At 68.3% G+C, this 24,231-nt stretch carries 20 protein-coding genes and 3 pseudogenes; 17 read left to right on the top strand and 6 right to left on the bottom strand.

Going from position 1 to position 24,231, the window contains the following annotated elements; all coding sequences use genetic code 11:
* Nucleotides 1-202 precede the first annotated feature (202 nt).
* Nucleotides 203-400, top strand: a pseudogene (locus ACQEVU_RS12440) (family 1 glycosylhydrolase); the annotation flags it as partial.
* 163 nt (nucleotides 401-563) lie between these two features.
* Here the strand turns inward: ACQEVU_RS12440 and ACQEVU_RS12435 are convergent.
* Both ACQEVU_RS12435 and ACQEVU_RS12430 read right to left on the bottom strand, forming a co-directional pair.
* Complete coding sequence (locus tag ACQEVU_RS12435; RefSeq protein ID WP_433322685.1) at nucleotides 564-2,741, bottom strand: MMPL family transporter; 2,178 nt, start codon at nucleotides 2,739-2,741, stop codon at nucleotides 564-566.
* A 76-nt stretch (nucleotides 2,742-2,817) separates the two neighbouring features.
* Nucleotides 2,818-4,077, bottom strand: coding sequence for a glycosyltransferase (locus tag ACQEVU_RS12430; RefSeq protein WP_433322686.1), 1,260 nt, complete (start codon nucleotides 4,075-4,077; stop codon nucleotides 2,818-2,820).
* A gap of 123 nt (nucleotides 4,078-4,200) precedes the next feature.
* On the opposite strand from ACQEVU_RS12430, the gene ACQEVU_RS12425 reads away from it, so the two are divergent.
* Entirely contained in the window at nucleotides 4,201-4,794 is a 594-nt protein-coding gene (locus ACQEVU_RS12425) for a TetR family transcriptional regulator (protein ID WP_433322687.1), read from the top strand.
* Between the two features lie 170 nt (nucleotides 4,795-4,964).
* Here the strand turns inward: ACQEVU_RS12425 and ACQEVU_RS12420 are convergent, their stop codons facing one another.
* A complete protein-coding gene (locus ACQEVU_RS12420; RefSeq protein ID WP_433322688.1) occupies nucleotides 4,965-6,371 on the bottom strand; it encodes a transposase in 1,407 nt (468 codons plus the stop codon).
* 258 nt (nucleotides 6,372-6,629) lie between these two features.
* Between ACQEVU_RS12420 and ACQEVU_RS12415 the strand changes: the two genes are divergently transcribed.
* Both ACQEVU_RS12415 and ACQEVU_RS12410 read left to right on the top strand, forming a co-directional pair.
* Complete coding sequence (locus ACQEVU_RS12415; RefSeq protein ID WP_433322879.1) at nucleotides 6,630-7,217, top strand: hypothetical protein; 588 nt, start codon at nucleotides 6,630-6,632, stop codon at nucleotides 7,215-7,217.
* Nucleotides 7,210-7,773 carry a GNAT family N-acetyltransferase gene (locus tag ACQEVU_RS12410; RefSeq protein ID WP_433322878.1) on the top strand — a complete coding sequence of 188 codons (564 nt, stop codon included), beginning with the start codon at nucleotides 7,210-7,212 and terminating at the stop codon, nucleotides 7,771-7,773. Before ACQEVU_RS12415 ends, ACQEVU_RS12410 begins: the two co-directional genes overlap by 8 nt.
* A 340-nt stretch (nucleotides 7,774-8,113) precedes the next feature.
* Here ACQEVU_RS12410 and ACQEVU_RS12405 read toward each other — a convergent pair whose 3' ends face one another.
* A complete protein-coding gene (locus ACQEVU_RS12405; protein ID WP_433322877.1) occupies nucleotides 8,114-8,782 on the bottom strand; it encodes a hypothetical protein in 669 nt (222 codons plus the stop codon).
* Between the two features lie 83 nt (nucleotides 8,783-8,865).
* Here ACQEVU_RS12405 and ACQEVU_RS12400 point away from each other — a divergent pair.
* The 9 genes and pseudogenes from ACQEVU_RS12400 to ACQEVU_RS12360 all read left to right on the top strand — a co-directional run.
* Nucleotides 8,866-9,312 (top strand): annotated as a pseudogene (locus ACQEVU_RS12400) (helix-turn-helix domain-containing protein); the annotation flags it as partial.
* Nucleotides 9,313-9,723: 411 nt separating this feature from the next.
* Nucleotides 9,724-10,092 (top strand): hypothetical protein, encoded by a 369-nt coding sequence (locus ACQEVU_RS12395; RefSeq protein ID WP_433335372.1) that lies wholly within the window; start codon nucleotides 9,724-9,726, stop codon nucleotides 10,090-10,092.
* On the top strand, nucleotides 10,089-10,688 hold the full coding sequence (locus tag ACQEVU_RS12390; protein WP_433322876.1) for a hypothetical protein: 600 nt from the start codon (nucleotides 10,089-10,091) through the stop codon (nucleotides 10,686-10,688). The genes ACQEVU_RS12395 and ACQEVU_RS12390 overlap by 4 nt, the downstream gene beginning before the upstream one ends.
* A 432-nt stretch (nucleotides 10,689-11,120) precedes the next feature.
* Nucleotides 11,121-11,816, top strand: a complete 696-nt coding sequence (locus ACQEVU_RS12385) for a WD40 repeat domain-containing protein (protein ID WP_433322875.1) — start codon at nucleotides 11,121-11,123, stop codon at nucleotides 11,814-11,816.
* A gap of 952 nt (nucleotides 11,817-12,768) precedes the next feature.
* Complete coding sequence (locus ACQEVU_RS12380) at nucleotides 12,769-14,094, top strand: FG-GAP repeat domain-containing protein (protein WP_433322874.1); 1,326 nt, start codon at nucleotides 12,769-12,771, stop codon at nucleotides 14,092-14,094.
* 363 nt (nucleotides 14,095-14,457) lie between these two features.
* Nucleotides 14,458-15,870, top strand: coding sequence for a GH25 family lysozyme (locus tag ACQEVU_RS12375; protein ID WP_433322873.1), 1,413 nt, complete (start codon nucleotides 14,458-14,460; stop codon nucleotides 15,868-15,870).
* A 139-nt stretch (nucleotides 15,871-16,009) separates the two neighbouring features.
* Nucleotides 16,010-16,453: a helix-turn-helix domain-containing protein gene (locus ACQEVU_RS12370; protein ID WP_433322872.1), complete on the top strand. Its 444-nt coding sequence runs from the start codon at nucleotides 16,010-16,012 to the stop codon at nucleotides 16,451-16,453.
* Nucleotides 16,450-16,974: an ImmA/IrrE family metallo-endopeptidase gene (locus ACQEVU_RS12365; RefSeq protein ID WP_433322871.1), complete on the top strand. Its 525-nt coding sequence runs from the start codon at nucleotides 16,450-16,452 to the stop codon at nucleotides 16,972-16,974. The genes ACQEVU_RS12370 and ACQEVU_RS12365 overlap by 4 nt, the downstream gene beginning before the upstream one ends.
* A complete protein-coding gene (locus tag ACQEVU_RS12360) occupies nucleotides 16,971-18,155 on the top strand; it encodes an MAB_1171c family putative transporter (protein ID WP_433322870.1) in 1,185 nt (394 codons plus the stop codon). Before ACQEVU_RS12365 ends, ACQEVU_RS12360 begins: the two co-directional genes overlap by 4 nt.
* 12 nt (nucleotides 18,156-18,167) lie before the next feature.
* Here ACQEVU_RS12360 and ACQEVU_RS12355 read toward each other — a convergent pair whose 3' ends face one another.
* Complete coding sequence (locus ACQEVU_RS12355) at nucleotides 18,168-18,773, bottom strand: hypothetical protein (protein ID WP_433322869.1); 606 nt, start codon at nucleotides 18,771-18,773, stop codon at nucleotides 18,168-18,170.
* A 434-nt stretch (nucleotides 18,774-19,207) separates the two neighbouring features.
* On the opposite strand from ACQEVU_RS12355, the gene ACQEVU_RS12350 reads away from it, so the two are divergent.
* Both ACQEVU_RS12350 and ACQEVU_RS12345 read left to right on the top strand, forming a co-directional pair.
* Complete coding sequence (locus ACQEVU_RS12350) at nucleotides 19,208-20,713, top strand: helix-turn-helix domain-containing protein (RefSeq protein WP_433322868.1); 1,506 nt, start codon at nucleotides 19,208-19,210, stop codon at nucleotides 20,711-20,713.
* Nucleotides 20,710-21,678 carry an aminoglycoside phosphotransferase family protein gene (locus tag ACQEVU_RS12345; protein ID WP_433322867.1) on the top strand — a complete coding sequence of 323 codons (969 nt, stop codon included), beginning with the start codon at nucleotides 20,710-20,712 and terminating at the stop codon, nucleotides 21,676-21,678. Before ACQEVU_RS12350 ends, ACQEVU_RS12345 begins: the two co-directional genes overlap by 4 nt.
* Nucleotides 21,679-21,781: 103 nt before the next feature.
* Here the strand turns inward: ACQEVU_RS12345 and ACQEVU_RS12340 are convergent, their stop codons facing one another.
* Nucleotides 21,782-22,051, bottom strand: coding sequence for a hypothetical protein (locus ACQEVU_RS12340; protein ID WP_433322866.1), 270 nt, complete (start codon nucleotides 22,049-22,051; stop codon nucleotides 21,782-21,784).
* A 547-nt stretch (nucleotides 22,052-22,598) separates the two neighbouring features.
* Here ACQEVU_RS12340 and ACQEVU_RS12335 point away from each other — a divergent pair.
* Together ACQEVU_RS12335 and ACQEVU_RS12330 are read left to right on the top strand one after the other, a co-directional pair.
* A pseudogene (locus ACQEVU_RS12335) lies at nucleotides 22,599-23,116 on the top strand (methyltransferase domain-containing protein); the annotation flags it as partial.
* 81 nt (nucleotides 23,117-23,197) lie between these two features.
* Nucleotides 23,198-24,205 carry a tyrosine-type recombinase/integrase gene (locus tag ACQEVU_RS12330; RefSeq protein WP_433322865.1) on the top strand — a complete coding sequence of 336 codons (1,008 nt, stop codon included), beginning with the start codon at nucleotides 23,198-23,200 and terminating at the stop codon, nucleotides 24,203-24,205.
* The last annotated feature ends 26 nt before the right edge of the window (nucleotides 24,206-24,231 follow it).

Below are 24,231 nucleotides of genomic sequence, written 5' to 3'. Positions count from 1 at the left end.
CTATTGGTGGCACGCTCGGGCCGCAAGCGGAACAAGCGCTGACCCGACTACTTGGCGCGGATAAACGAGATCCTCCGTGAAGAAGCTGAAAGACAGATCAAGCGCAGGGGCGTGTCTTAAGCGAGCAGAGCATCGTGCCGTGGTTCATCTACGGACTCCGAAGCGTGTTTGCATGGTGACCTCGTGTGCTGGTGGGCGTAATGCCGCGCACGTGGCCATCGACAAGGGCGTCGACCTGCGCGGTTACTTCGTCTGGTCGCTCCTGGACAACTTCGAGTGGGCCGAGGGCTACAGCAAGCGCTTCGGTCTCGTCTACGTCGAGTACGGCTCCCAGCGCCGGGTGCCCAAAGCCAGCGCCGGGTGGTACCGCGAGGTGATCAACGCCAACGGCCTGGACTGACACCGGGCGGTGTAGCCGGGCCGGTCGAACCGGGCCACGATGCGGCCGGATTGGGCAGCCACACCATCGGACGGACTCCCTCGGCGGTGAGCACGCCGCGCGCCAGCACAGCCGTCCGCCGGCCCAACCGTGGCCCGTACGCAACCGCGTGATCGACCGGGTCTCAGTGCTCGGCCAGGGCCAGGGTTGGTAGGCGGCGGTCGAGCCAGTTCGGCAGCCACCAGGCGCGTTCGCCGAGTAGTTCGAGGACGGCGGGCGCGAGGATCAGCCGGACCAGGGTGACGTCGATGAGTACGGCGGCGGCCAGGCCGAGGCCGATCATTTTGACCTCGGTTTCGTTGTGGGCGACGAACCCGACGAAGACGAGCGTCATGATGGCGCCGGCGGTGCCGATCAGCCCGGCGGTGCGGCCCACCGCGCGGGCGACGGTAGCTGTCGCCTTCGGCGTGCCATGTGCGGTTGGGGATGCGGTGACGCGTTGCCGTTCCTCCCGCACGGCGGACAGCAGGAAGACGTTGTAGTCCATGCTGAGGCCGAACAGGATGGCGAACATCAGCATCGGCACGAAGGAGGCCACGGGTTGTTCGGCGACGCCGAGCAAGCTGGTGCCCCACGAGGTCTGGAAGGCGAGGGTCACGACGCCGTACGCCGCGCCGATCGAAAGCAGGTTCAGCAGTGCGCTGACCACGGGCAGCGCCAGCGACCGGAAGACGACGCCGAGCAGGATCAGCGACAGGCCGATGACCACGATGAGCAGCGGGCCGAGCCGGGCGGAGACGCGGGCGGCGAGGTCGTCGAACGTTGCGGTGGTGCCACCGACGTACGCGGCGGCCTGGCTGCCGGCGAGCGCGTCCGGGCCGATCCGGTCGCCGATTGTGCGGACGAGATCGGAGGTGGACCGGTCTTGCGGCTTGCTTTTGGGGATGACGGTGAGGACGGCGGTGTCGCCGGCCGCGTTGGTCTGGGCCGGAGTGACCGCGGCGACGTTGCCGTCGGCGGCGATCGCGGTCCTGAGCTTCTCGACTGCTCCGGCGCGGTCGGTGCTTCGGCGCAGGTCGACGACGACCAGCAGGGGGCCGTTGATGCCGGGGCCGAAGCCGTCGGAGAGTCGGTCGTAGGCGACGCGCATGGTGTCGCCCGTGGCGCGAGTGCCGTCGTCGGGCTGGCCGAGCTGCAGGTTCAGCATGGGTGACGCGAGGGCGAGCAGGGCGACGGTGACCGCGGTGGCCCACAACCAAGGCCGCCGGGCGACGGTCGCGGCGAGCCGGGCCGCCCATGACCGGTGTTCCGGTTCGGGGTCGACCGTGCCGTCGACCGTGCCGTGGGTGACCACGCGTTCCGCGCGGGGCAGGACCCGCCGGCCCGCGATTCGAAGGAACGCCGGCACGAGGGTGACCGCCGTCATCGCTGAGACGGCGACCACGAGCGCGGCCGCCATGCCCATCCGGCCGATGACCGGGATGCCGGTGACGTAGAGGCCGCAGATGCTGATCACGACGATGGCGCCCGCGGTGAGGACCGACACACCGATGGTGGCGTTGGCGTTGGCGGCCGCACGCACCGGTTCGTCGCCGGCGCGTAACCGGTCGCGGAAGCGGGCGACGATGAACAGGGAATAGTCGATGCCGGCGCCGAGGCCGAGCATCACCGCGATGGTGGGCGCCACGTTGGGCACGTCGACGAAGCCGGAGATGACGGTGAGGGCGACGACACCGACCATGAGCGCGATGACCGCGGCGACGAGTGTGACAGCGGTGGCGGCGAAGGACCGGAACAGCAGGGTGACCAGGATGAGAGCGGCGATCAGGCCGATCACCTCGCCGACCGGGGCAGCCCGGTCGCGGAGCTGGTTGACCACCGGGCCGCGCAGCGAAACCTCCAAACCGGCGCGGGCGGCTCCGGCCTGGGCCTGCTCGAGCCGGTCCAGGTTCGCCTTCTCCAGGTCGGCTGCCCGTTTGGTGTATTGCACGGTGGTGAAGGCGACCCGCCCGTCTGGGGACACCTGCAGCGGTGCCACCGCCGCGACGTCGGGTTGCGCACGAACCTCTGTCAGCACCTGTTGCACCGCGGCCAGTTTGCTGTCGCCTGGCGTGTTCAAGGTGCCGGCGCTGTCGTCCGCGAAGACCAGCATGGCCGTATCACCGGCCTGGGCCGGGAAACGTTGGTCGATCAGGTCTGCGGCCCGCTGGGAATCGGTGCCGGGCAGTCGCACGCCGTCACTGAATCCGGCGCCGACCGCACCGGCCGCACCGCCCAGCACCACCAGCAAAAGCACGAAGCCGACGATGACACGAACGGGATGGCGGGCGGCCGAACCGCCGAGCCGGGACAACAGGCCCATGTGGACCCCTCCGAAAGTAGGTTGATCAGCGAATCAGGTGTGGTCGGGCTGTTTCAGCAGACGGCGCCCGGTGTGGTCAGCCCAGGCGAACGGCGGCGTCGCCGATGACCGCCGCGGCTTCCCGCGGCCCGGGCTCGGCGCGGACCCGGGCGCCGAGGTCGGCGGCACGGCGACGCATGGCGGCATCGCCGGTCGCCTCCCGCAGCGCGACGGCCAGGGCCGCGGTGGACAGCCGGCGCCGGGGAATCGGTGCCGGGCCGACGCCGAGGGCGGCCACTCGCCGGCCCCAGAACGGCTGGTCGGCGCCGAACGGCACGACGATCTGCGGGATGCCGGCGGTGAAACCGGCGCCGGTGGTGCCGGCGCCGCCATGGTGGACCACGGCGGCGCAACGAGGGAGCAGCCAGTCGTGCGGTGCCTCGGGCAGCACGATGACGTCGTCGGTTTCGGCGGTGGCCTCCCGCAGGCCGCCCCAGCCGGAGAGCAGGACGGCGCGTACGCCGGCGTGCCGGACCGCGGCGACGACCAGGTCGGTAAGCCCGTCCGGGTCCGTTCCCGCCATGCTGCCGAAGCCGATGCAGACGGGCGGGTCGCCGGCGTCGAGGAAACTGCGCAGCGCGGCCGGGGGCTGCCAACCGGCCGGGGCGGGCAGCGTCCAGTAGCCAGTGACGTGCCGCTCCGGTCCCCATTCGGGGGCCGCCGGAACCACGTGCCGGCTGTAGCCGTACACCGACGGCATGCCGTGGCGCGGGTCCCGCCGGGGATCCGGTCGGGCGGGTAACCCGAGTACTTTCGTGCGGACCGCGCGGGTGGCCGGCGCGAACGGCGTCCGCAGCGTCATCGCGGTCAGCTTGTGGCTGATCCGGGTCCCGGCGGGGCCAGTCCAGGCCGGGACGTGCGGCAGCAGCACGCCGGGGAACGCGGCGGTCGCCGGCCCGAGCGGGTGCAGGTGTGACTCCAGGAACGGGATGCCGAGTTTCTCGGCGATGGGCAGCCCGGCGACCATCCCGCCGACGCCGCCGGTGATCAGGTCGACGTCGGCGCAGGCGACGAGAATTTCGCGAGCCGGCTCGAGCATCATCGTGGAGGTGTGTTCGCGCATCAGCCGGGCCCGCTGCACCCTGCCCATCTCCGCGACACCGGCGGCTGAGCGGGCGGTCGCCTCGGCCGCACCGGACATGGCGACGACACTGATTCCGTACGGCGCCAAGCGCGCGACGAAGTCTTCGGGGGCCAGCAGCCGTACAGCATGGCCGGCCTCACTGAGGCTCAGGGCCAGCGCGGCGTACGGCTGGATGCCGCCGCGGGTGTCCATGGCGATGACGGCTATGCGCATGGCGTACGTCCTTGTCGGTAGGGAACCCCGGTCGGGCAAACACTCGATTTACTCACTCGATTTACTCAACTGATTGAAACGGTAGTTGAGTGAACTGTCAAGCCGATGCTTAAAATGACAGCCATGCGGGACACCCCGGGCCGACTCCGCGAGGCAGCCGAACGGCTGCTCGCCGAGCGACCGGCCAGCCAGATCTCGCTGCGCGACATCACCGAAGCGGCCGGCGCCAACGTCGCCTCCGTCGGCTATCACTTCGGTTCGAAGGACGCCCTGCTCGACGAGGTCGTCCGGCTCGCCCTGACCGAGGTGTTCGAGCAGCAGCGCGACCGGCTCCTGCAGCTGCCAGAGGACGCCGCCCTCGATGACATCGTGCGCGCCTGGGTGCTGCCCGCCTTCGCCCTGCCGCCGGCCGACGAGGCGCAGCGGGGCTGGAAGATCCTGCAGAACGCCCTCACCACGCCCTCGCCCGCCGTCGCCGGGTTCCTCGCCGAGATGGCCGCGCCGATCCAGGAACACCTGATCGACCGCATCGCCCGCCACGTCCCCGGCGTGCCGCTGGCCGAGCTGTGGTTCCGGCACACCGCGGTGCTGGCCGCGCTCGGTGCACTCGGCAGAGGCCCCTTCGTCGCCATGCTCGCCGGAGCTGACCCCGACCAGGTCACCGATCAGTTGGTCGCCTGGATCGTCGGCGGCCTCACCGCCTCCCCGGCCGGCTAAGGCCATGTCTCGTTTGGGGTGTTTGACCAGTTTGCGGTAGCAGATGGGGGCGCAGGCGATCGTGGCGAACGCGGCGAAGTGCTCGGCGTACCTCCACGCTCGAGCATGACATGGATCTTGCTACCGGGCTTGCCGCGATCGACCGGGCTCGGCCCGGTCAGATCGCCCCCTTATCTGTTGGGGACGCCCCGTGTCGAGTGGGTCCTTGTCCTCATGTTTTCCGTTCCTCCCGGGGCCGGTACTGACGTGGCGTCGGGCGCAGCCGGGGTCAAGGTGGAGCGCCCGCAGCGTAGCGAGGACGTACGACCTTGACGGCGGTGAGCACCGGCGCAGACTGTGGTGTACCCGGGGATCGTGGTCAGGCCATAGATGCTGCCGTGGCGGGGTTGGGTCGTGGTGCGCGGGCGCCCAGCCTTATCTCGGTGCGCGAACCCGGAGCTGACGTGCCGTGCCGGGTTCGGCGACATGATGATCGATAGGGTGTCCCGCAGGACGGGTGTGCAACCGCTCGGTCTTTCGAGGCCATGACGGCGCACGGCGCCGTGGCAGGGGGCTTGCTGGGAGCGGGCCGCAAGACATCGGCACGTGGGCAGAGGCGCGCACCAGCATCGGCTTACACCGTGGCCAGGGCCCGGTCGCCGAGCGAGCGCAGCAGATGGTAGGACCGCCGGGTGATCTTCCGGCCATCGACAGCGCCGCCCGGTTACACCGATGCGATCCTTGACCCTCGCATAGTAGGCGTGATCGGGACTGCCTGTTCGGGCGGCGCACTTGGCCGCCTCGTACAGCGCCCAGCGCAGCAACGGCCAGCCCTGCCGGGACAGGTGACCGGCCGCGCGTTTGTCATCCGAGGAGTACACCGTCACGTCCAGACCACTCTGCCGGACCGCCTTACGCGAGGCCGAGAACCGGCGGGCATCGCCCAGCTCGGCCCAGATCACCGCGGCAGTGATCGGTCCGACTCCGTACTGCCGCTGCAGCACCGCGCAGCCCAGCTGCCGGCGGGCGAAGTCGGTGATCTGTCGCCGCAGCGGGTCCAGTTCGGCATCCAGCGCATCGATCATCCGAAGCGCCGCCAGCACCGCCTGGTGACCGGCCGGGGACAGCCCGACACCAGCCTGCAACCGCTGCCGCTGCTCACGGCTGAGCAGGTCGCCCGCCGCGGCTACGCCCTGGTGGAACAGCATCGCGTGGATACGTTGGACCCAGCCGGTGTGCGCGTCATGCAGGTCCTTGAACAGCTGCAGCAGCCCGCGCATCTCCAACACGTGCAGCGGGGCGATCCACGACTCGGGTAACCGGTCCTCGGCCAGCAGTTCCCGCAGCCGCCGCGCGTCGGTCCGGTCGGTCTTGGCCCGCCGTTTCGGTCCCCGCGCGGCGGCCGTATCAGCCGGTTCAGCGAACCGCGCGCGCATGCCAGCCCGCTGCAACTCCTCGACCACGAACCGCCACCCGGTACAAGCCTCCACCGCGAACACAGCCGGGCGACCCGTCACCGACCCCAGCCAACCGCGCAGCAACTCCCGGTCAGCCGGTGCCACCCGACCCCGACGGACCAGCCTGGTCTCGGTGTCCACGTAGTCGAAGGTGATCTGCCGTCAATGCACATCCAACCCACCTACGATGGTCATGAGGACCTCCTCACGTTCCTTCGTTACGCACTGCGCTGCGCCGCAGCCGCCCTTGTCCTCCTGCACTTCCAACACGGCCGGACCACCTGATCACCCAACGCCACAACTCGTTACGCGGAAAGGCTCACTGCAGTACGCGCCGCCGACCAGACGACGGACCACGAGCTGCAGGCCCGCATCCGCGGCAGACGTGCGGTGTTCGCGTTGTACGACGACCTGCCCGTGTCGACTGCGCTCTCGATGGCCGAAGATGCGGTGACCGTCTCGGACGGACAAGCCACCACCGGCGCCGCCAGCGGCCACGCCGCACGCGCTCAAGGATTCGCCCAGTTGGGACGGCACAACGAAGCCCGCCGAGCCCTCGGCGACCTCGAGGCGACGTTCGACCGCCTCGGGACAGCGACCGCCGACGATCGGCGATCGCAGTGGGGCTGGAGCCAGCAGCGCCTGCTGCACGTCGCGAGCTTCGTTTACGCCCATGCTGGCGACGCCTCCCGCGCAACCCCGGCCCAAGAGGCCGCGCTTGCGCTCTACCCCACGGAGCTCTACCAAGGACGCGCACAAATCGAACTCCATCGCGCCACTTGCCTCGTCACGGCCGGCGATCCGATCGAAGGCGCGCGCCACACCACCCTGACAATCGCCAGCCTGCCCTCCCCGCTGCGGCGAGACGCCCTGATCCGCCGCTCAGCTCAACATGTGGTCAAAGCAATACCTGCGAAGGCGGCGAGCGACCCAGCTGTCTGCGAAGCTCGTCAGATGCTCACCTCGATGGCAACGCGACATGACTGACCCGAACAATCTGACATTCGCCCACTACTCGGCCGCTGACGCCGAGCAGATCCTCGAATCGGTCGTCGCGCCCATCTATGCGGCCACCCACGCAGACGTCATCCCGAGCGCCTTCTACGACCCGGCCCGCTTCCTGCAACGCGTGCGCGGGTACATGCGCTCGCCAGGATTCGAACTGGTCACCGCAATGATCAAGACAGAACCTGCCGGGCTCGCTCTCGGCTACCCGCTACCCGAAGGCGCCCGCTGGTGGCAGGGACTGACCACAGATGTCGATCCCGAGGCCATCGCCGAAAACGGACACCGCACATTCGCGCTGTGCGAACTGATGGTGCACCCCAAGCTACAACGCCTGGGAATCGCTCGCGCCATCCACGACGAGCTTCTTCACAACCGCTCAGAAGATCGCGCCACCCTTCTCGTTCGAGAGGACAACACCGCAGCTCAAATCGCATACGCGAAGTGGGGCTGGATCAAGATCGGTAAGCTGCAGCCATATCCGGATTCGCCGAACTACGATGCGTTACTCCTATCGCTACACCCATCCGCAGGCTAGCCGCGCGGCCGAGCGGCCGCGTCTGGCTTACCCCTCGTTCACCCTGCCGACTTTAGGACCGCGAGCAGCGGATCGAGCCCCTTCTACAGTCGCCTCATCAGGCGAACCATTCCGCGATCGACCCATCGTGGCCGCCTGCCAGGCTAGCGTCTGCAGGTCGGCGTACTGCGGATCGTCGTGTACCGCGAAGCCTCAAAGACCCGCGCCGTGTACGTCGCCCGACTCCTGACCCAGGTCTCGGTCCGTGCCGTGGTCGTCACGGCACGTCCTGGCGCAACGGTGGAACCAGCGTCCGAGAGCCGGTAGTCACCATGCCGGGCTGGTCAGCCAGGGTTGCGCGTTAGACGACGGACCGTCCCGCCCGGGGAACGAGCAGTTCGAGGTGCTGAGTCCAGGGTTGGTGGCCTTTGGCGGTGGCGACGATTCTGAGGCGGATCGTCGAGCCGGCCACTTCGCGCCAGGCTTGTTCGGATATCGACTGGTGCGGCGCTCGAGTGGGTTCCATCGCCAGCGCGTGCGACCCCCCAACCGTCAGCGCGAAGCGCGGGGCCTGCGCCCTGTACCTCGAATTCGGGAATTCTGACACGGTGAGGGGCCGGCCGCGACGGTCTTTGACGAACTCGTAAGGGCCGAACGCTGTCACCATCAAGTCGATTTCGTCCATCTGTTTGGCGAGGCGGCGCACGACGGCCGCAGCGGCGGTGCGCTCGTGCGTGTCGCTGATCCAGATCTCGACGGAGTCCAGGTTCAGCCCGGCGGGCCCGGTGACGGTAAGGACCAGGTACGCCTGGGACCCGATGCTGTTGTTCTGCGGCAAGAACTCCACCTGGAACCGCGGTCGTAGCTCGTAGTGCTCGCGGCGCTGTTCGATGGCCGCGAGTCGTTCGTTGGCTTCGGCTGCGGTCTTTGCGTGCTTGATCGCTCGCCAGGCCACGATCCAGGCGCCGACGGTTCCGATGCCGCTCACTGTGGAGACGATGAGGCTGATGTTCGACATGACGGTTGCCACGGCGCCAGGGTAGCCCGGGCGCATCGAAGACCGCGTTAACCGTTCGCTGCCGACGCACGCATATCGATCATGCGTAGGTTGTCATGGCGACCGTGCAACCTTCCGGACATGATTCGAGACAGGTGGCGACCTGGCGAGCAAGGACTGCCCGGCGCGACCGTGCTCCTCCTGCCTGCCGCCTGCTGACGAACAGGGGCGGCAGGCAGGACACCACCGGCATGACGCAGGCAGCGGGAGGACCGTCGAGTCGGCGAAACCGTGCCAGCATGTCCATCAGCCCACCCGAAGCGGGCCGGCGTGCCTGGGACGATCGAACCAGCCACAGAGCGCCAGCGATGATCGACGACCCGCCGCCCCCGCTGATCCAGTTCGCCGAAGAACTACGCCAGCGCCGCCGCGCGCACCGCATGACGCTAGCCCAGCTGGGCGCTGCAGCGAACGTCAGCTTGTCGCAGGTGCACAAGATCGAACGCGCGCTGCGCTGGCCGAGTCCAGACTTCGCCGAGCGCTGCGACGCGGCGCTGGGCACCAGGGGTGTGCTGGCGGCGATGATGCCGGAAGTGGAGCGGCTCCGTCTCGCCCACGTCCGCCGCGGCACCTCCACCGCCAGAAGCCGGTCGGCCGGGCCAACCCGGCCGTCACGCTCGACGACACCACCATCGTGCAGACCGTGCTGCCGCGCTGCGCGGAACTCGCCGCACGCTACGACGTGGACATCGAGTCCATCAACCGGAAGGCGAGTTGTGGTAGCGGCAGTATCGGCTTCGCCGTCGACCAGCGCGCCGACATCCACCCGTGCATCTTCGGCGTCGAGAACCCCGACCTGGTCGCCGGAACCTGCGCACCGACGACCTCGACACCGTGTGGTTCGGCTCGCCGGTCTTCGCCCCGTTCCGCGGCGAGGTGGGCACCGTCTGCCGGCGCTGCGAGCAGCCATGCCGATGACGTATCCGCGGGTGCTGGTCTGGGCGCCGACCCTGTACGAGTCGGGGTTCAAACAGCACCACATCGACGGCGAGGCCGTCGCCGTGCAGGCATCGCTGCAGGCAGCCGGCTACGACAGCGTCCTGCTCGACGCCTACTACCGAGACCGCCCGGCCGCATCGCTGAGCGCCGCCCTCGACGAGGGCGAGCCGTTCCACGTCGTGGTGGCACACCTGTCCACCTCTGACGCCTACGGGCCCCACGGCTCGGCGCGACCGCGTCCGCGTTCACCGACTCCGACTTCGGCGGTACCCAGTCCGACTGCACCCGCCGCGCCGCCGAACTGCGCGCCGCCGGCCGCGACGCCGGCCTGGCCGGTGCCGTGAGCTTCGCGATCAGCGTCCGGCCCGAAACCCTGACCCCGGGCAGTGTCGCGGTCCTCGACGAGGCCGGCGTCCGCACGATGCTCATCGGCGTCGAGTCGCTCAACCCCGACACCCTGCACCAGCGCTACGGCAAACGCCAAGATCTCGCCCACCTCCAGCACGTGGTCGCCGCCGCCGACGCGGCCGGCGTGACCGTCGTCGGCAGCTACATCCTCTGGCACCCCTGGCAAACCCTGCCCGGCCTGGCCGCCGAGATCGCCGCCCTGAACGAGTTCGGCCGCTACCGAGTGCCGCAGTTCATGGCCCGCAGCCGGCTGCACGTCATCCCAGGCACCGTCATCGAACGGCAGATCCGCAACGCCGGCCTGCTCGACGAACACACCTTCCACCGCGCGTTCCGCATCGCCGACCCGGCCTCCGCCGCCCTCGACGCCGACCTGCAGCACTGGTTCACCACCAACGCCGCACCAGTCATCGCCGGGCTCCACGAACGGCAGCCCGAGGTGTTCAACCAGCTCGGCGCGTTCAAGACCGCCGAGTGGGCGTGGCTCGCGGGCCAGGTCACCGACCGGCTCCAGACGGCCACCCATGGCTGAGCTCATCCCCTGCCTAGCCGCCGTCGGCGCGGACCCCGCCGACCTCGGCGCCGTCGCCTACGGCAGCGTCTCCGGTCCGGTCGAGCACTGCCCACGCGATGAGTGGCTGCGCCGGCTCCGGGGCTTCCACCGCCGGCCGATGCTCGCCAAAGCCGAAGCCCAGCTCGTCTCGGCTGTTCCGCCGGCATGGACCGCCGCGTCCGCGAACTGCTGCACGAGGCCGGCATCCGCAACGCCAAGGTCACCTTCCACGACCACCGCACCACACGGCGCCGCCGCCTACTACGGCCTACTCGCCGCACCCGACCAGCCGTACCTGGTCGTCACCTGCGGCGGGTTCGGCGACGGCGCCTGCGCCACCGCCGCCATCTGGCACCACGGCCACCGTGTGGAGATCGCCCGCACCGGCATGCGCAACTCCCTCGGTCTGTTGTGGTTCTGGCTCACCTACGCCTCCGGCTTCACCCCCTACGAGGAGCGAGCTGGGTCAACAGCGTCACCTTCAGTGCGGACGGGCAGACGCTGGACGCCGCGAGCCCGGACGACCTGCTGTGGAAGTACGGCCTGGCGACCCGTACGGCCTTCGCGAGACTGCCCCATCCAGCGCCCGTGCTGTCGGTGTTCACCGGCGCGACCGGCACCCTCGTGACGCTCGCCGAGGACGGCACGGTGCGTACCTGGAGCGGATCCTCCGCGGTGCACACCGGTTTCCGGGACTCGGTGTTCGCCGTCGGGTTCGACCGCACCGGACAGTCGCTGACCGCGATCGGCGGGATCGCGGCCCGGCCTGCCCGGCCGTCCATGTCCGCCCAGTGCTGTCCGCTGGTGCGGGCGCCGTCACTCCGGACGGTCGGACCGTGGCGGTGGGCCTCACCGACGGCAGCGTGCGGCTGTCGCAGGGCCGCCGGCAGTTCCGACGACACCGTATGGCTGTGGAACGTTGCCGACCCGAGGGACCCCCTGTACCTGGCGAGCCTCACCGGCCCGACCGACAGCGCGCTGAACGTGGCGTTCAGCCCGGACGGGCACACCCTCACGGCGGGTGGGCACGACCGCACCGTCCGCGTCTGGGACACCGTCCGGCCTCGGTGGCCGCATGGATCTGCCGTACCGCCGGGACACCGTTGACGCGCACCGAATGGAGCAGATACCTCCCCGACGTCCGTACAGCCCGCCGTGCTGAGCATCGGCAGCCGCCAGTCGAGCGCAGCGGAACCTCGGCCGGTGGTTGATGACCGACGAAGTCACATTGATGTGCACCGTTGACCCAAGCGGTCGGGCGCGGCTAGAGTCTGTCATTGTAATGATCGGGCGTGCACATGCGATCACTTAAGTGAACGCAGGCGACGCCACGGGGGATCAGGACGGCGCGCAAGCGCACAGGGGGCAGTCCATCAGGCCAAGGCGGCCGATGGACGACCGCGCACGCAACCTCCATTGAAGCCCGACGACCCGCGGCGATCGCGAAGACGCCACATCGGCACCGGCCAGGGGTCGACTGACGGATGGAGATTGCGATGCGGTTCAGGCTGCTCGGCGGTGTCGTGTCGGCCCTGTTGCTGCCCACGTGGGACCACCCGGACCGCGTCCGCGGACAGAGCCGTCGCGCAAACGGCGAGCGCGTCGGCCGTCGATGCAACGGCATGCACCCATGGCGGCGTCGGCGCGGGCCCGGCCGGCCCGTCGATCGGCCGAGCAGTCCGCCATCGCGGCCCGGAGTCGGTCCAGATTCGTCGCCCGCCTCGAGCCGGAGCCTGCACTGAGAGTGACCGCGGGGAGCTGACCGCTCCGCTGAACCAATGCTCGCAGTAGCGGCAGCTCGAACAGTTCGCCGAGCGCTGCGCGAACGTGCCATACCCCGCCGCGGGCGTACGGTGCCGGCTGCCCGCTGCAACATCCCGCTCTCGAACTGGGGCGGCGCCATGCCCTTTTCGTCCGCAGCGTCGGCATTTCTGTCGCGATGCTTGCGGCAATCTTCGCACAGCTGCGCAGCATCGTGCCGCCGGCCATTGCGGCCGCACCGGGCAACTGCTGCACCGATCGCACCGGCAGGGAATCCCTACGTCGAAAGGAAACAGCCATGGGTACCGCTGTTCGTCGTGCCCTCACCTCGACCGTCGCCATTGCCTGCGCCATGACCGCGCTCGTCGTGGCCGGACAACCCGCCCACGCCGCTTTCGTCTCCAGCCTCGGAGGTCCGATCAGCCGCAGTGAAGTCATCGAACGGGCGGCGTACTGGGAACAACACACGCCCGGGGTTTACAGCCAGACGTCCTATTCACCGGACCCGACCGGCTCACACAACTACCGCCGCGACTGCTCCGGCCTGGTCGACATGGCCTGGCACCTCAACAGCGACCCCAACACGGAAGGGTTGGCGAGCATGGCAACGCCGATCAGCCGATCGGAGCTGAGGGCGGGCGACATTCTCGACGACACCGTCGGGCCGACCAGCCAGCAACACGTCATCCTGTTCAACGCCTGGGAGGCCGACCACGTCCACTTTTCGTACTACTCGTTCGGCGGCGGGGATAAGCCAAAATTCCAACTCAATGCATCGATGAACGACAGTTCTTGGGATACCCATCCAACCAGCGACTACCGCGCCTACCGGTACAACAAGATCTTCGGTGGTCCCGGCTCGTACTCGGGTGACGATCGCGCCGATCTGCTGTTCGTCGATACGGCGGGCGCCGGTGACATCAGCGAGTACCCGAACCTGTCGCCGGGCAACTGGGGCACGACCACGAAGGTCGGTTCCGGATGGGCCGGCGTCGACCCGAACAGCGTCTACTTCGCGGACATGAACGGCGACGGCAGAACAGACCTGCTGCAACTGACCGGCGACAGCATCCGCTACTTCCCGAACCTCTCCCCCGGCAACTGGGGCACCACCACCACGATCGGCAGCGGCTGGACCGGCGTGGACCCCAAAACCCTGTACTTCGCCGACATGAACGGCGACGGCAAAGCCGACCTGCTCCAGCTGACCGGCGACAACATCCGCTACTTCCCGAACCTCTCCCCCGGCAACTGGGGCACCACCACCACGATCGGCAGCGGCTGGACCGGCGTGGACCCCAAAACCCTGTACTTCGCCGACATGAACGGCGACGGCAAAGCCGACCTGCTCCAGCTGACCGGCGACAACATCCGCTACTTCCCGAACCTCTCCCCCGGCAACTGGGGCACCACCACCACGATCGGCAGCGGCTGGACCGGCGTCAACCCCAAAACCCTGTACTTCGCCGACATGAACGGCGACGGCAAAACCGACCTGCTGCAGTACAACACCACCACCCACCTCATCTCCTACTACCCGAACCTCTCCCCCGGCAACTGGGGCACCACCACCACGATCGGCAGCGGCTGGACCACCAACCCCGACAACCTCCACTTCGCCTGACCGGCGGATAGGCACGGGGCCCAGGGGCGGCCCGGCTCCTCCTGTAGCAACCCGGCTCCCCCTGGACCCGCTGGGACATCCGAACATCCACTCCGGTCCGGGCGAAGCCATGCCCTCGTCCGCCCGCGTGCCGGACCGCAACGCATCGAAGGGATTCCACTCATGAGTACGCTATTGCGCCGGGTGCTCGTCGGCCTGGTGACCGCAACCGTGTCGGCGGGTGTTCTCGCCGCGCCGGCACATGCCGCAACGGCGGGCCCCTACGTCCCGGGCGACGGCGGGTCGGCCCATGCCGGGCGCGATCCAGGATCGACAGCAAGATCGATGGCCGCCCAAGTCGCATCAGCGCCCAGCGGATACTCCGTGACCGGCATCGATGTGGCCAGCTACCAGGGCAACGTCAACTGGACCACGGTGGCGTCGGCCGGGACGAGCTTCGCCTACGCCAAGGCGACCGAGGGAACGTCCTACGTCAACCCGTACTTCCACAGCCAGTACACCGGGGCGAAGGGCGCCGGGCTGTATGCCGGCGCCTACGTCTTCGCCCGGCCGGACTCGGCCAACAGCGTCGCCCAGGCCGACTACTTCATCGACCATGCCGAGTTCGCCAACGACGGCAAGACATTGCCGGTGATGCTGGACCTGGAGTGGCCGTATCAGTCCGGTGGTTCGTACGTCGCGCCCTACCCGTGCTACGGCATCTCGACCACCGCAATGGTGTCCTGGATCCGCAGCTTCGTGAACGAGGTCCAGGTGCGCACCGGCCGACAGACATTGATCTACACCAACGTCAACTGGTGGAACCCTTGCACCGGCAACAGCGCGGCCTTCAGTGACCAGCTGCTCGACATCGCGCACTACAGCTCCACGTCGCCCGGAACGCTGCCGCCCGGCTGGTCGCATTGGACCGTCTGGCAGTACAGCGATTCGGGAGCCCTCCCCGGCGATCAGGATGTGTTCAACGGAACGGTCGACGACCTCGCACGGTTCGCCGGTGCCAGCGGCCGCGGTTCGTACTCGGGGGACAGCAAGGCTGACCTGCTGTTCGTGGACACGGCGGGCGCCGGTGACATCAGCGAGTACCCGAACCTGTCGCCGGGCAACTGGGGCACGACCACGAAGGTCGGTTCCGGATGGGCCGGCGTCGACCCGAACAGCGTCTACTTCGCGGACATGAACGGCGACGGCAGAACAGACCTGCTGCAACTGACCGGCGACAGCATCCGCTACTTCCCGAACCTCTCCCCCGGCAACTGGGGCACCACCACCACGATCGGCAGCGGCTGGACCGGCGTGGACCCCAAAACCCTGTACTTCGCCGACATGAACGGCGACGGCAAAGCCGACCTGCTCCAGCTGACCGGCGACAACATCCGCTACTTCCCGAACCTCTCCCCCGGCAACTGGGGCACCACCACCACGATCGGCAGCGGCTGGACCGGCGTGGACCCCAAAACCCTGTACTTCGCCGACATGAACGGCGACGGCAAAGCCGACCTGCTACAGCTGACCGGCGACAACATCCGCTACTTCCCGAACCTCTCCCCCGGCAACTGGGGCACCACCACCACGATCGGCAGCGGCTGGACCGGCGTCAACCCCAAAACCCTGTACTTCGCCGACATGAACGGCGACGGCAAAACCGACCTGCTGCAGTACAACACCACCACCCACCTCATCTCCTACTACCCGAACCTCTCCCCCGGCAACTGGGGCACCACCACCACGATCGGCAGCGGCTGGACCACCAACCCCGACAACCTCCACTTCGCCTGACGGTCAGGACGACCGCCGGAGCCCGTGCCGGGCTCCGGCGGTCGCGTCTGAACCGTGGCCACAGGGCCATGGTCGGGTCAGCAGAAGTGATCGACGAGGTACTCTGAAAGCACGGTGACCGTGCGATCGGGGGTGGGGTATGGCTGCGTCAACGGAGCCTGCTTCCGCGCCCCCGCCCCGAACGCTGCCGGCGAAGGTCGACTACCTGTTCCGCCACGTCCACCCCGGCGGGCGCCGGCCATTCACCCACCCCGAGGTCGCCGCCGCCACGGGTCTGTCGACCGGGCTGCTCTCCGCACTGCGGACCGGCAAGAACATCAATCCGACCAAGGACACGTTGGAACGGTTGGCCGGGTTTTTCGGGGTACCCGTCGCGTTCTTCTTCGACGACCAGACATCCGACCAGATCGCCGCGCAGATCGCGCTCGCCGCGCTCGTGCGGGACACGCGGATCGCACACGCGGCCGCCCGGATGGTCGGACTGTCCCCGGACAGCCTGCAGGCCGTCACTGCGCTGACCGAACAGTTGCGCAGAATCGAGGGCTTGGAGGCTGGCGAGTCGGGTACCAGCACGGCACGGTGAAGGATCAGCTGAGGTTCGGCGGCCCCCATAGAAGGGTACGCAGGATCATCCGCGAGCTTGACCTCCCGCGCTCGTTCGACCTGCGCACGCTGACCGAGACGATCGCGGCACGGCGCGGCCGGCCTATCGTTCTGACCGCGATGCCCCTGTCGGCGGCCGGACCGTGCGGGCTGTGGTTGGCCACCGCCTCGACCGACTACGTCTGCTTCGAACAGCACACCTCACCGTTGCATCAGCACCACATCGTGCTGCACGAGCTGGGCCACGTCGTGTGCGGACACGGCGGCTCGCAGTCGATCAAGAACCTGCTTGGTGAGCTTGCGCCGCAGCTGAGCGCGACAACGCTCGACATCATGCTGGCCCGCCATCACGGCACGTACCAGGACGTGCAGGAGACCGAGGCGGAGCTGTTCGCCCACATGGTGCTCAGCTCGACGAGCGCCGCCAACCTGGATCCTGTCGCGGTCGAGGGCCTCTCGGACGAGCACAGACGACTCATCGACGTGCTGGAGCGTGGATGACGATCCAGGACTACACGCACGTGAGCGTGATCGCGGTGGTCGCGGTGATCGCGGCGCACCGTTTCCGGACACTGCGCAGGAAACCCGATGACCTGGCGGCGCGGGCCCTGTTCCTTGGCCTGGCCTGCCTGGAGATCGTGTTCCTCCTCGGTTTCCCCCCGGTCTACTGGTTCACCTTTCGTCTGCTGGGCCGCATACCCGCCCTGCCGCAGCTCCTGCAGTACGCGACCAACATGATCCTTATGTACCAGGTCGAAGTATTCGCGCGCGCGGTCATGAGCCCGTCCGGCCGGCGCGGCACCCGCGGGCGACGCCTGCTCCTGCTGTGCGGCCTCGCCGCACTCTTTGTCACCTACCTGCTCGGCCCGTGGCGACTGGGCCTCGGCACTCTGAGCGCGCACGGCCACCGCGACCTCGGCGTCGCCGCGTTCGTCCTGATCCTGCAGCTCTACATGGACGTCGTCCTGATCAACCTCGTCCGGCTGTCGTGGGCCAACCGAACCGTCCCGCGGGCCTACCTCCGGGCCGGCATACGCCTGATCGGGATCGGCTGCACCTTCGGCCTGCTGTACTCCGGGCACAAGATGATCTATTACCTGGCCTCCGAGCTGGGTACGTCACTGCCCTGGGCGGAGAACGGACCCACGGGGGTGCAGGAGCTCTTCCTCGCTCCAGCCGTCCTCTCCATCACCGCCGGTGTGACCATCCCCGCCCTGGGGCCGCGAGTCGTCCGGCGCAACCGCCGCCGCCGCGCTTATCGGCAGCTGCGGCCACTGGCCGCCGCGCTGAGCGCGACCATCCACCCCGGCGCCACCCTCCCGCCGCAACGTGGTCTGGACGCCCGGCTCCTGCATGCCGTCATCGGGATCAGGGACGCGATGATCGGCCCGCTACGCCCCTACCTGAGGGCCGACGCGTACCAGGCCGGCCTGGACCGGGCCGCAGCGGCCGGACTCCCCGACGACCAGGCCAGAGCCGTCGCCGAAGCCACCTGCATCGCGATCGCGCTCGACGACCAGAAGTCCAACCGGCCGAGCCTGCCGGAAACGCCCGGCGTCCCGCCGTTCGTCCACGCCGACAATCTCGATGCCGAAGCGCACTGGCTGGCCCAAGTGAGTCAGGCATACACCTCGTCCCTGGTCCAGACCATGCTCGCCGAACGCACGCAGCCGATACGGTGACCGTGGGCCGACTCACGTAACGGCGTGCCGGCGCCGGGCTTGCTGACGCCGAGCCTGCGCGATGCGGGTGCGCTCGCCAGTTGGCCGGGGCCTGACCGGCCGCCGCCCTCCGGCACGAAGCGGGAGGGCGGCCGCCGTCGTCCCGGTGGCCGGGCTACTCGCCGCGCAGGACTGCGCGCAGGCCGCGCGAGGCCCGGCGGGTAGTCGCTGGACGGTGTTGGTGACGCGGTCCTCGGCGCCCTCGACGACGGCGATCTCGTCGAACGTGCGGCTGGCAGTGTAGTCGCCGATCGCGGAAAGATACCGGATCTGGTCCAGCACAACCGCGCGCTCATCCGGGTCGTCCGACCGGACGACACCGCTGGGGATCACGTGCGGATTGATCCGAGCGAGCGCCGGCCAGTTCCCCGGGTTGTCCGGCTCGCCCGGATCAGCGAACGCCAGCATCCTGTGCGCCGCCCGGGTCAGGATCTCGTTGAGCACGCTGGAGATCGTGAGATCCTCCTGACGCCCTTCGCTTTCACCGTGACCCCGAAGGTCGAAGCGCAAGGACGCCACACCGCTCGCGGCGAGCCCTTCCGCCAAGCGACCGAAAAAGCCGCCCTCCTCGCGGGTCACATCGCCACCATGCACCAGTACAGCGACCGACCCGAACGCTCCGCCAGCGGGCCACGAACGTACCGGCGAGCCGAAACCCGTCAAGGCTTCGGAACGCGGTCGACTGCGACGCTCCGGCAGCAGCCACATCTCCACCAAGCACGTTAGCCCGCAACTGGACGCATCCACGGTCGCTATGAGCCTACGTCTGTCGCTAATTTAGCGGCTGGCTGGTTGTCAATGACGGCCGCTACGCGCAGTTCGTCTCGAACAGTCCAAAATCCGCGGCGACAAGGGCCGACCGAACCTGGATGAACCATATACACTCACCGCGTCAGCGACTTGACGGATGGTGAGGTCGGCTCGTGACAAACGAACGGCGCCGATGCGCAAGGTGCCGATCGCCGCTGGCCAGCGACAATCCAGGCGGCCACTGCGCCCCGTGCAACACCATCGTGGTCCGCCTGCGCCAACAGCCACCGGCCGTCCCCGCGGACTTGTGGTCCCACCCGACCATCCTCGACGCCGCCCGCCGCCGCCACATGGGCCGCCTCATCGCGGCGTACCGCCGGCACCCACACCACGGCATTCCCATCTCCCAAGAGATCGTCGGCGCGTGGGTAGGCGTCACACAAGGCCAGATCAGCCGCATGGAGAATGGCCAACCCGAACAGAACATCGACCGCCTCATCCATTGGGCACGGCTCCTCGGTATCCCCGCCCACCTGCTCTGGTTCACTCAGCCGGCACCCAACGCTTGCATCGCCACCGGGCCAGTCAGGCAATCCCCTGCACAATCCCTCGGCAAAGACTCGTCCTTGGTCGACAACGCCATCACCGGCGCTCTCGATGACCTACCAGTCTCGATCGCCCGTGGCGAGGTACCTTGGCAGCTTTCTCCGCCTGGCGGGGCGTCGGCACTGGATCTGGATGGGCGTGACGACGTGGACTTTTCGATGGCTCATGTGCGCCGCCGATCGCTGCTGTTGGGCCTGGCCACCGTGACTGCGGCTGCTGGAATTGTCGGCGCCAGCCGTGGGCCGCGTCGCCGGATTGGTCTTGCTGATATATCGCGCCTGACTGCCCTCACGAGTCTGTACCGGCTGGCCGATCAGGAATTCGGCGGCGGGAGCTTGTTCGCCGATGTCAGCCAGTTCGCAGAGTCCGCGTCGGCGCTACTGGACCATGTGGTCAGCGATGCGCTACGTCCCCAACTGTTGGTTGCGATCGCGAGTGCTAGGGATCTGGCTGGCTGGACCGCGTTCGACGCATCACGGCACAGCGACGCCCAGAGGCACTTCGCCGCTGCGGAACGCTTCGCCATTGACGCAGGCGACAGACACCTTGCCGCCCATGTGCGGTACGGGCAGGCCAAGCAGATGCAACACCTGCGCCACAACCGCGACGCGCTGGACATCCTTCGAGGGGCGCACCACCAACTCGACGCAACGCCCGCGCTCACCACGATCCTGTGCGGCGCTGAAGCGGCATCTCGAGCGGCGATCGGCGAGTGGGATGGCGCGAAGCAGGCACTGGACCTCGCCAGCGAGGCGTTTACGAACGTCAACGTTGGCAACGAGCCCGAGTGGCTGGGCTTCCTGGACAAGGGCGAACTGCTCGCGCAGTACGGTCGGGTTTATCGCGACTGGGCACGTGCGGATCGCCGGCACGGCGGCGACGCGGTGCGCTGGGTGACCGACGCCATCAGCGCGTTCGGGCCGCAGAACACGCGGAGCATGGTGCTCAACCAGGTCGGTCTGGCCAGCGCCTACTTCCTGGCTGACGCCCCGGACCTGGCGCTGAAGGCGGGCGACACCGCCCGACGGCAGGCGGCAACGTTGACCTCGCCACGGGTCATTGAACGGATCGCCAACCTGCGTCGCGACGCTACGCAGCACATGCATCTCCCGGAGGTCGCCGACTTCGTACGGGCTCTGCCGCAGGCCACCCCAGTCGCATGACGGGCACAGATGGTCGCTTTACCGAGACAGCGATGCGGCAAGCGCTCGCGAACATTTGCGACCAGCTCCGCGTTGACGACACGGACGCAGAGCTGCTGCGCCTGACGAACAACGCCGTCTTCGCCCTGCCGGCCGCGGGGCTGGTCGTACGAATCACCCGGACCCATCGATTGCACGCCCGCGTGCACAAGGTCGCGACGCTCGGTGTCTGGTTCGCAGAAGTTGACGCGCCGACGATCCGGCTCGCCGCAGGTGTTGAGCAACCTGTTGCCGACGGCGAATTACTCGCCACCGTGTGGCGCTACGTCGCACCGCAGGAGCCTCGCCCTGACGCAGGCGACCTCGGCGTCACACTGCGTGCGTTCCATCGCCTCGGCCTCCCGCCACTGCAATTGCCGGCGTGGGATCCGATCGGCGACGCCCGAAGCCGACTTGACGACGCCGAGGGACTCACCAAGAGCGATCGCGACTATCTGCTCGCCTGGTGTGAACGGCTCGAGCCTCGCCTGCAGGAGTTCGCGGCAAGCGTCAAACCCGGACTCGTACACGGCGACGCGCACGAGGGAAACCTGCTCCGCGACGCCTCCGGCAGGGTGCTGTTGTGCGACTTCGACGCGACCTGCACCGGACCATGGCAGGTCGACCTCGTTCCGCCACCAGCCAACGAAATCCGCTTCGGCCCTACCGGCGGACACCGCAAGCTAGCCGCCGCATACGGCTACGACATCACCCAGGATCCAGCCTGGCCCCTACTCCAAGAAGCACGTGAACTGAAGATGATTGCCGCCGCCGTACCACTGTTGGCCAGCGCTCCAGGTGTGGCTGAAGAGTTCCAGCTACGGCTACGGTCGGTCCGCACCGGCGACACCAGCTTACGGTGGACGGCGTTCGGCGATCTGCCCCGCCTGGCCGCCTCTCTCCCAGCCGAGCGTTCGTGCGGCCAGGAAGACAGGAAAGCCGAGTAGCGATGGGTGGAACTGCGGGTCGAGGACATCGATCCCGGACACTCGCCAGCCTCCCTCGCACCGACAGGTGCCGGTCGTCATCCTGCCGTTCGTCAACTCGGCTCTAGCTGTGCGCACCACGGCGGCGCGCGACGTCAGGTAGCTCAGGACGGCGCCGACGATTTCGGTGTCCGTGGCACGTTGTTGCTGTGCCGCCTCGCTCGGCGAGCAGGTACAGCAGCGCGTCGAGCGTGGCGGCGACGATTCCTCGTTCGTCGATGAGTGACCGGATGCCGTCGACCGACATCCAGTCGATCTTGTCGCATTCGAAGAAGTCGGCGGGTGCGCCGGTGTAGGTGGCGTCGACGGCACGAAAGTGGTGCTCGGAGGTCATGATGCCCGGGACGGGCTGGCTGTAGAACAGGCCGGATAGGGCCGGGTAGGCACCACCACCCCTCGCCCGGTAGCTGACCAGCCTTCGGGGACGGTGTGGTGCTCGACTCGTACGAGTCGGACCAGCTACTGCATCTGGGCGCCGACAGCCCTGCACCGATGTTGGCGCGGATGGCTGTCCAGAGCGTTGATCAACTGCGTCTGCATGTTCCGTTGGCCGGCTCCGTAGTCGATGGCCTGGCGGCGCCTACGCATGATCACTATGCGCGATTGTGTATGGCCGCTGCCGATCGCCCGCGCGATGATCTGTCTGGCCCGACACTGGACTACTTGCCGCTGGCCGAAGGCGTTGGGACGTACTCATCGGGCCACGCTGTTCAGCTCGAGAAGCATGCCGATGCCCGACGTCGGCTCAGGTGCCAACCGCCGAAGAAACAGAGTCGGTGGGTTGACGGATCAGGCGCGCGTGGCCAGTTCGAGTTCCTGTTAACGCCGTAGTAGCCGATCAAGGTTTGGCCGATGCCGATGGAAGGGAGAGTGGGGCTGACATGAGTGTCGAGACCGTGAGCAGCGAGGGCCTCCACGCGGCGATGGTCGATCAGCTGCTTGCTGATCACGCCGCGAAGGGGCTGACGATGCGGCCCGAGGTCCAGGCAGCGCTGCGGGCGGTTCCGCGCCACCTCTTCACACCTGGCGTGCCGCTGGAGGAGGCGTACAACGCCAACGATCCGGTGGTCACGAAGCAGATCGGCGATGAGCCGGTCAGGTCGGTGTCGGCGGCGTGGCTGATCGCGGAGAGATGCTCGGTCAGGCGGCTGACGCGGTCGGCGGCGGCCTGGCTGGCCGGCGGGTGCTGGAGATCGGCTCCGGCGGTTACAACGCGTCGCTGCTGCGTGAGCTGGTGGGCCCGAGCGGTTCGGTCACGACCGTCGACATCGACCCGGAGGTGACCGACCGGGCCTCGGCGTGCCTCGCGGCGGCGGGCTACAGCGACGTCGTCGTGGTGTGCGCGGACGCGGAGCAGCCGCTCGACCCGGGCGGCACCTTCGACGTGATCATCGTGACGGACATGTTGACCGGACTTTCTATTGAACCCCGGCGTGTCGTATCTCTGCCCTGAGCTGCGCGGATTACCCATGCGTGTGTGGTGAGTAGTGACGATGATCGGCGAGCGATCGAGAAGATTCGGCTGCCGTTGTGGGGAAGTGTCGTAGCCTCCGACGGCGCGTCGCCGTGGCTGGTGGTGGACGGCCTCGGTGAGCGGGTGGAGCCGGTGGCGGTGTTTCTGCGTGATCTCGCAGCGCGGGATCGGTCGGCCAGCTCGATCCGCAGCTATGCGGTGGCGTTGCTTCGGTGGTGGCGCTTCCTCGTTGTTGTTGGTGTGCGGTGGGATGTGGCGACGTCCGCCGAGGTCAGGGACTTCGTTCTGTGGCTTGGCAAGGCCGCCAAGCCGATGGCGGGGAGGCGGACCGCGTCGCGGTCGACAGCCGGCCAGGTGAACCCGGTGACCAGGAAGCGCAGCCCGGGAGACGGTTACAGGCCGGCGACGATCCGCCACAGCAACGCCGTGCTGCGCTCGTTCTACGACTTCTGGCTCGAGCGCGGCGGCGGACCGTTGATCAACCCTGTGGTCGTTGAGCGGTATCGGGGTTCGCGTGCGTACGCTCACCACAACCCGATGGTGCCGTTTCGGGCTGAGGGACGGCTCCGCTACAACCCGCGCCTGCAGAAACGGCGGCCTCGGTGCATGCCTGATGCGCTTTGGGAGGCGCTGTTCGCGGCGATGGGCTGCAACCGGGATCGGGCGGTACTCGCGATCGCCGTCAGTACCGGGGCCCGTGCTGCCGAACTGCTCGGCATGCGCGGCGCGGACATCGATTGGGGCGATCAGCTGGTGCGGGTGACCCGCAAGGGCACCCGGGCCGAGCAGTGGCTGCCGGCGAGTACCGACGCGTTCGTGTGGCTACGGCGGTACTTCAGCGACATCGGCGGGATCGTGGGCGCCGGTGACGTGGTGTGGCGGACAGCGAACCGCCGCCGCGGCGTCCATGTTGCGCTCACGTACGACTCGTTGCGCGCGGTGTTCCGGCGGGCGAACGCCAAGCTGGGTACCAATTGGACGATGCATGACCTGCGGCATATTGTCTCCGCTTAGTTCCCGTGTTGCGATTCGCTGTGGCA

Origin of the sequence: Dactylosporangium sp. CA-139066, assembly GCF_050936175.1 — a bacterium.
Lineage (GTDB): Bacteria > Actinomycetota > Actinomycetes > Mycobacteriales > Micromonosporaceae > Dactylosporangium.
This window is presented reverse-complemented; position numbering and strand designations above follow the sequence as displayed.

What these genes read in the sequence shown, in the direction of transcription:
- ACQEVU_RS12435 (WP_433322685.1), bottom strand. Translation starts at nt 2,741, where the DNA reads ATGGGCCTGTTGTCCCGGCTCGGCGGTTCGGCCGCCCGCCATCCCGTT.
- ACQEVU_RS12430 (WP_433322686.1), bottom strand. Translation starts at nt 4,077, where the DNA reads ATGCGCATAGCCGTCATCGCCATGGACACCCGCGGCGGCATCCAGCCG.
- ACQEVU_RS12425 (WP_433322687.1), top strand. Translation starts at nt 4,201, where the DNA reads ATGCGGGACACCCCGGGCCGACTCCGCGAGGCAGCCGAACGGCTGCTC.
- ACQEVU_RS12410 (WP_433322878.1), top strand. Translation starts at nt 7,210, where the DNA reads ATGACTGACCCGAACAATCTGACATTCGCCCACTACTCGGCCGCTGAC.
- ACQEVU_RS12395 (WP_433335372.1), top strand. Translation starts at nt 9,724, where the DNA reads ATGACGTATCCGCGGGTGCTGGTCTGGGCGCCGACCCTGTACGAGTCG.
- ACQEVU_RS12380 (WP_433322874.1), top strand. Translation starts at nt 12,769, where the DNA reads ATGGGTACCGCTGTTCGTCGTGCCCTCACCTCGACCGTCGCCATTGCC.
- ACQEVU_RS12370 (WP_433322872.1), top strand. Translation starts at nt 16,010, where the DNA reads ATGGCTGCGTCAACGGAGCCTGCTTCCGCGCCCCCGCCCCGAACGCTG.
- ACQEVU_RS12360 (WP_433322870.1), top strand. Translation starts at nt 16,971, where the DNA reads ATGACGATCCAGGACTACACGCACGTGAGCGTGATCGCGGTGGTCGCG.
- ACQEVU_RS12345 (WP_433322867.1), top strand. Translation starts at nt 20,710, where the DNA reads ATGACGGGCACAGATGGTCGCTTTACCGAGACAGCGATGCGGCAAGCG.
- ACQEVU_RS12340 (WP_433322866.1), bottom strand. Translation starts at nt 22,051, where the DNA reads ATGACCTCCGAGCACCACTTTCGTGCCGTCGACGCCACCTACACCGGC.